The sequence below is a fragment of the Dolichospermum lemmermannii CS-548 genome (assembly GCF_028330815.1).
Lineage (GTDB): Bacteria > Cyanobacteriota > Cyanobacteriia > Cyanobacteriales > Nostocaceae > Dolichospermum > Dolichospermum lemmermannii.
Map to the genome: position 1 here is coordinate 1 of NZ_JAQMTJ010000231.1, position 4,965 is coordinate 4,965.

At 37.8% G+C, this 4,965-nt stretch carries 5 protein-coding genes and 1 tRNA gene; 3 read left to right on the top strand and 3 right to left on the bottom strand.

Annotated features, from left to right (window positions below; all coding sequences use genetic code 11):
* Positions 1 to 183: 183 nt before the first annotated feature.
* From PN450_RS15610 to PN450_RS15620, 3 genes are all read right to left on the bottom strand, one after another.
* The gene (locus tag PN450_RS15610; protein ID WP_148767178.1) at positions 184 to 507 is read right to left on the bottom strand and encodes a hypothetical protein; all 324 of its coding nucleotides are present in this window, start codon (positions 505 to 507) and stop codon (positions 184 to 186) included.
* A 549-nt stretch (positions 508 to 1,056) separates the two neighbouring features.
* Complete coding sequence (locus tag PN450_RS15615; RefSeq protein WP_148765953.1) at positions 1,057 to 1,752, bottom strand: LabA-like NYN domain-containing protein; 696 nt, start codon at positions 1,750 to 1,752, stop codon at positions 1,057 to 1,059.
* Between the two features lie 301 nt (positions 1,753 to 2,053).
* Positions 2,054 to 2,140 (bottom strand) — tRNA-Ser (locus PN450_RS15620).
* A 544-nt stretch (positions 2,141 to 2,684) separates the two neighbouring features.
* Here PN450_RS15620 and PN450_RS15625 point away from each other — a divergent pair.
* The 3 genes from PN450_RS15625 (at position 2,685) to PN450_RS15635 (ending at position 4,534) form a co-directional block, all read left to right on the top strand.
* A complete protein-coding gene (locus PN450_RS15625; protein ID WP_015079256.1) occupies positions 2,685 to 3,053 on the top strand; it encodes a 2Fe-2S iron-sulfur cluster-binding protein in 369 nt (122 codons plus the stop codon).
* 40 nt (positions 3,054 to 3,093) lie between these two features.
* Positions 3,094 to 3,648, top strand: a complete 555-nt coding sequence (locus tag PN450_RS15630; protein WP_235081966.1) for a thermonuclease family protein — start codon at positions 3,094 to 3,096, stop codon at positions 3,646 to 3,648.
* 82 nt (positions 3,649 to 3,730) lie between these two features.
* Positions 3,731 to 4,534 carry an inositol monophosphatase family protein gene (locus PN450_RS15635; RefSeq protein ID WP_148765957.1) on the top strand — a complete coding sequence of 268 codons (804 nt, stop codon included), beginning with the start codon at positions 3,731 to 3,733 and terminating at the stop codon, positions 4,532 to 4,534.
* The last annotated feature ends 431 nt before the right edge of the window (positions 4,535 to 4,965 follow it).

Below are 4,965 nucleotides of genomic sequence, written 5' to 3' on the forward strand. Positions count from 1 at the left end.
CTCCAAACCTCTCCCCTACCAGGGGAGAGGCTTTAAAACCCCCATTCCCTTGTAGGGAAGGGGGGTAGGGGGGTTAGGTTTTTGGAGATTATGGGTTTCATATAATACTTTTCAAACAACCTCTTAGGTAAAAGACAAGAAAAAATTGATAATCGACAATTTAAAACTGGTTTTCACAAGTATTTAAACATGGCAAAATAGATCGTAATAACATAGCCAATGTTCAGGTAATGAACTTAAATAATAGGAAATACCAAAAGCACATATTACTAAAAGTACAGGAACAACTGTAGTAAATTCTAACTTGCCTTTTTTGATCACTTCTAAGCAAGAGTTAACAATCACTAGAGGCCATAAAATAGTGATGATCACAAACATGATAAAGGATAAAAATTTCTCCTGTGGGGAAGATGTAGGGTGACGAAGAGAAAATGTTAACCAATTAGTAAAAAAATAGCCAGTCATGAGAACATAGCTAATAACTAAAGTTAATTGGATTTGATTCACTGAACTACCTACGCCTTTAATAATATAAGTTCTCAAAAATATATCTATTGAAGATATGTTTTAAGTGAATGCTAAAAACAAACTAAGAAGTGATCATGCCATACTTTAAAGTTCAGTTTTAAAGTCTGTTATGTCTATTAATGTTAATTAGCTGTTTCTACACTTGTATAGCACAGATACGAGAAAAGTGTCAAATAAAATTCAGGATTAAATCCTCTCAAATTATTTTAATTTGAGGTTGGGATAATATCTTAGCAGTCGGGAATAAAACCCTATTTTAGATGGAGTTTTATTTTATGATCAACTAAGTAGGTAAACGGAAAAAACCCGTAGACGCGAAGCGGCTTCTCGAAGAGTAATATGTAACGAAAAGTAAAATCGCCCAAACCCTCTTCACTCTTGCCTCTGGTTACTGAGCGAAGTCGAAGTATTGCCTCAAGCCTAGTGCCATAACGACAATTTTCAATGCTAACCTACTTAATACCCTCACCAGTAAGGTGGTTGCGATAAAATTGCAAAAAAAAGGAGAAAAATTTATATATTGGGAATTTAAACTTGGTAATTAGAAGAAGTCCGATAACTATACCCGATAGTAGAATCTTTTTGAATGTGTTGTTTAATACTATCAAAATCTATAAATTCATCAGCCACATCAATTAGGTGATTTCTAGAACGCGCTTCACTATCGCTAGTTGTTGTTTGCAAGCCAATTACTTCTACTCTAGCGCCCACATTACTAACTGCATGAACAGCATAGGATAAATCTCCGTCGCCACTAACTAAGACGGCTGTATCATAATAGGGTGCTAAAGTAATCATGTCAACGGCAATTTCTACGTTCAAATTTGGTTTTTTGTAATTATCGACAACTACACTCATATCTTTAGTAACTACACGATAGCCGTTACGACGCATCCATAAAAGAAATCCCTGTTGCTTTTCGTTGCCACTATCCATTCCTGTGTAAAAGAAAGCACGTAATAACCGAGAATTTTTTGTTAACCGACAAAGCAATTTTACATAATCAATTTCAATTCCCAATTGTAATGCGGCATAAAATAAATTTAACCCGTCAATAAAAATTGCTACTCGTCCACGACTGTCATCCTCATTAAAGCTGATATTATTAGCTGGATTAGGTTCTTTAGGCTTAATATTGCCTTTGGTTGCTGGGCTTTGCCAATGAGGTTTTTCTTTAAGTTCTTTATATTCGTTTGTTTTTTTGCTAAAATTGTCAAACTGCATTGATACCTCTGAATATTAAAGTGGGGATGTTGTTGTAGGTAAACTGACAATAGCTGAATTTTAACTAATTTGTTGCCACAGTCTTGGTTGAGTTAATACCTATCAGGTAGATTTTAGCCGATTTCTTCTAAGTGAATATGATATTTTGCCGTTTACCTGCATATACTTTACACAAAATGCCCACTTTTGGGCGAAATTCACTATTTATATCCAAAAATTATCTTTTAGTTTTATGGGTAAAGTCTGCTGTGTGAGCTTACAAGCAAATATTTTTAAATCAAACTTAATTACTGTTGGGAAATGGAGAGAGAGGGATTCGAACCCTCGTATACATTTCTGCATAACAGACTTTCCAGGTCTGCGCCTTCAACCACTCGGCCATCTCTCCAGGTGTCTCGTTTTGCTATATTACAATAGGATTCAAAAAAAAGCAACCATTTTGGAAAAGATATTTTTATGGCTAAGGCCAGGCTGCGCTATCATCACTCCCTGACCTGAAAGTGCAGAGTTTTCAAGCAATCTTCTTTTGACACTCTCCGGTCTAAAGACGCGGAGATTCTCTAGAGAGTTTCAGTCTATATCCCTCAGTTATCCCAGTTTCAGGCATTGCCTTAAATATTTGGGTTCTTGCCCTGATTTCGTTTGCCCTGGCGGGCGAAATCATATCTGACAAGCGTAACTTTCCAAGAGTCCCCCGGTAGCTTTTTATGTCTTTAGTGACAATTTAATTCTATCACGAATATGGATTAAAATTTGAAATAATTTCAAATTTTCAAATTAACGTCAATGCAGGATAAAGGAAAGCCTCTAGCCTTCATCCCTTGTCTAAAGCCCAAATGTGGCTTCCTGCGTCAGCCACATTTTCAAGGGTTTTCGGCGTTCTTCCTTATAATTAAGTGTGAAACTCCAAATCCGCAAATCTAAAAATCAAGATGGTTCAAACCCACACAATTAAAGTTTACAATCGCCAAACTGGGACATCACATACTCTCGAAGTTCCTGAAGACCGCTATATCTTACACACCGCTGAACACAATGGGACAGAATTGCCCTTTTCTTGTCGAAATGGGGCTTGTACAACCTGCGCTGTGAGAGTTTTATCAGGAGAAATTCATCAACCAGAAGCCATTGGGCTTTCTCCTGATTTACGTCGCCAAGGTTACGCTTTATTATGTGTAAGTTACGCTCGTTCTGATTTGGAAGTGGAAACACAAGATGAAGATGAGGTTTATGAACTTCAGTTTGGGCGGTTTTTTGGTAAGGGCAAAGTTAAAGCGGGTTTACCCTTAGATGAGGACTAAGATTTTTTGTGTGTTCATGTTAATTAATTTGATAGCGAGGATGGCTACTGTAGTAGTCCGTCTTCGCGTTTTTGTAACGAGAATAATTATATTAGCTAGTTTTTTACTGTTGGTGAGTTGTCAAAGCCACAACAATTCCTCAATCATTCCCGCTAATGTAAAAATAGCACGGGTTGTGAGTGGACAAAGTTTGGAAGTTTTGGGAATGGAAGCACAACCCAATTTAATTTCCCAAGTCCGATTAATTGGTTTAGATGCACCAGATATCCGCCAACTTCCTTGGGGTGAGGATGCAAAACAATTAGTAGAAGGTTTAATTGGTGGTGCAAATCAAGCTGTGAATCTGGAATTTGATTTAGAAGCTAAGGATAAATTTAACCGAACTTTGGCTTATGTATGGAAAGATAAACTGTTGTTAAATGAAGAAGTTGTCAAACAAGGATATGCTTTATTTGTAGCGCGATCGCCTAATCACAAATACGACCAACGCCTAGAACGCGCCCAACAATGGGCAAGAATCATGGGAAAAGGCATCTGGAATCCCGATAAACCCATGCGAATCACCCCCGGAGAATTTCGCCGTCTCTCCCGTTAAAAAACGACAACCGACAACTGACAACCGACAACTGACAACCGACAACTGACCACTGACCACTGACCACTGACAACCGACAAATATGCAAATTTTTCTAGATATTGCTACAGAAGCAGCTTTAGCCGCAGGTGTAGTTTTACAAGATTATTTAGGTAAATTAGAAGACGCAATCACCGAAAAAGGCCGTCCTGGTGATTTAGTTACCGCTGCTGATAAAGCTTCTGAACAGGTAATTTTAGAAGTATTGCGTCGCCATTTTCCCCAACATTCTATCCTGGCTGAAGAGTCGGGAAAACTGGGAAATCAAGATAATGAATTTCTCTGGGCGATTGACCCTCTTGATGGTACAACCAATTACGCCCATCAATATCCCTGTTTCGCTGTTTCTATTGGTTTGATGATTCAAGGTGTCCCCAAGGTGGGAGTAATTTATGACCCTTTTCGGGATGAGTTATTTCGGGCTGCTGCTGGTTTAGGTGCAACCCGTAACCGTCGCCCTATTCAGGTTTCTCAAACAGCGGAATTAGGTAAAAGCCTGTTAGTCAGTGGATTTGCCTATGACAGACGGGAAACCCCTGACAACAATTATGCCGAGTTTTGTCATCTTACCCATCTTACCCAAGGTGTGAGACGTGATGGTGCAGCAGCTTTGGATTTAGCTTATGTAGCCTGTGGTCGAGTTGATGGTTATTGGGAAAGGGGAATTGCGCCTTGGGATGTTGTGGCTGGGATAATATTAGTCCAGGAAGCGGGAGGAAATGTGACTGCTTATGATGGGACTCCGATGAAAATTGAGTCGGGAAGAATTTTAGCTACTAATGGTTATCTGCACGATAGCCTCAGTCAAGAATTGATGAAAGTTCCCCGTTTAGCAAGTTGGACGTAATTTTTCTATGATGTTTGTGGGTTAGAAACTTGCGTTTTTTCATGAGTCGGTTAAAACCGACTTTTGCTATTAGACAGGGAATTTATTCAGGGGAAACGCATCTAAATTATCTTGACAAAATACTATGTTAGTGAATCAATTTGTAAAAATATCTAATTTCATTCAAAAATTGATTAATTTCTCGATTAAAATTCTAAAAATTTAATAAATTTAGGGTAATTATTTATTGTTAATAATAAATTTATTTTGTTCATTTATATATATTAGAGAACTCCACAGAATGATTGATCCTATAACCCACATTCCGCACCCCAAAATGTTACAGAGGGAAATTACGGAGATGAAAATCAAAGGGAGCATCAAAACAAACAGATAAAGTGAAAAAAGGCATTTGAGAAACAGTAAATCACCAAAAATGTCATCAAAATCTA

Coding starts and splice junctions, on each gene's coding strand:
- PN450_RS15625 (WP_015079256.1), top strand. CDS start 2,685: ATGGTTCAAACCCACACAATTAAAGTTTACAATCGCCAAACTGGGACA.
- PN450_RS15630 (WP_235081966.1), top strand. CDS start 3,094: ATGGCTACTGTAGTAGTCCGTCTTCGCGTTTTTGTAACGAGAATAATT.
- PN450_RS15615 (WP_148765953.1), bottom strand. CDS start 1,752: ATGCAGTTTGACAATTTTAGCAAAAAAACAAACGAATATAAAGAACTT.
- PN450_RS15635 (WP_148765957.1), top strand. CDS start 3,731: ATGCAAATTTTTCTAGATATTGCTACAGAAGCAGCTTTAGCCGCAGGT.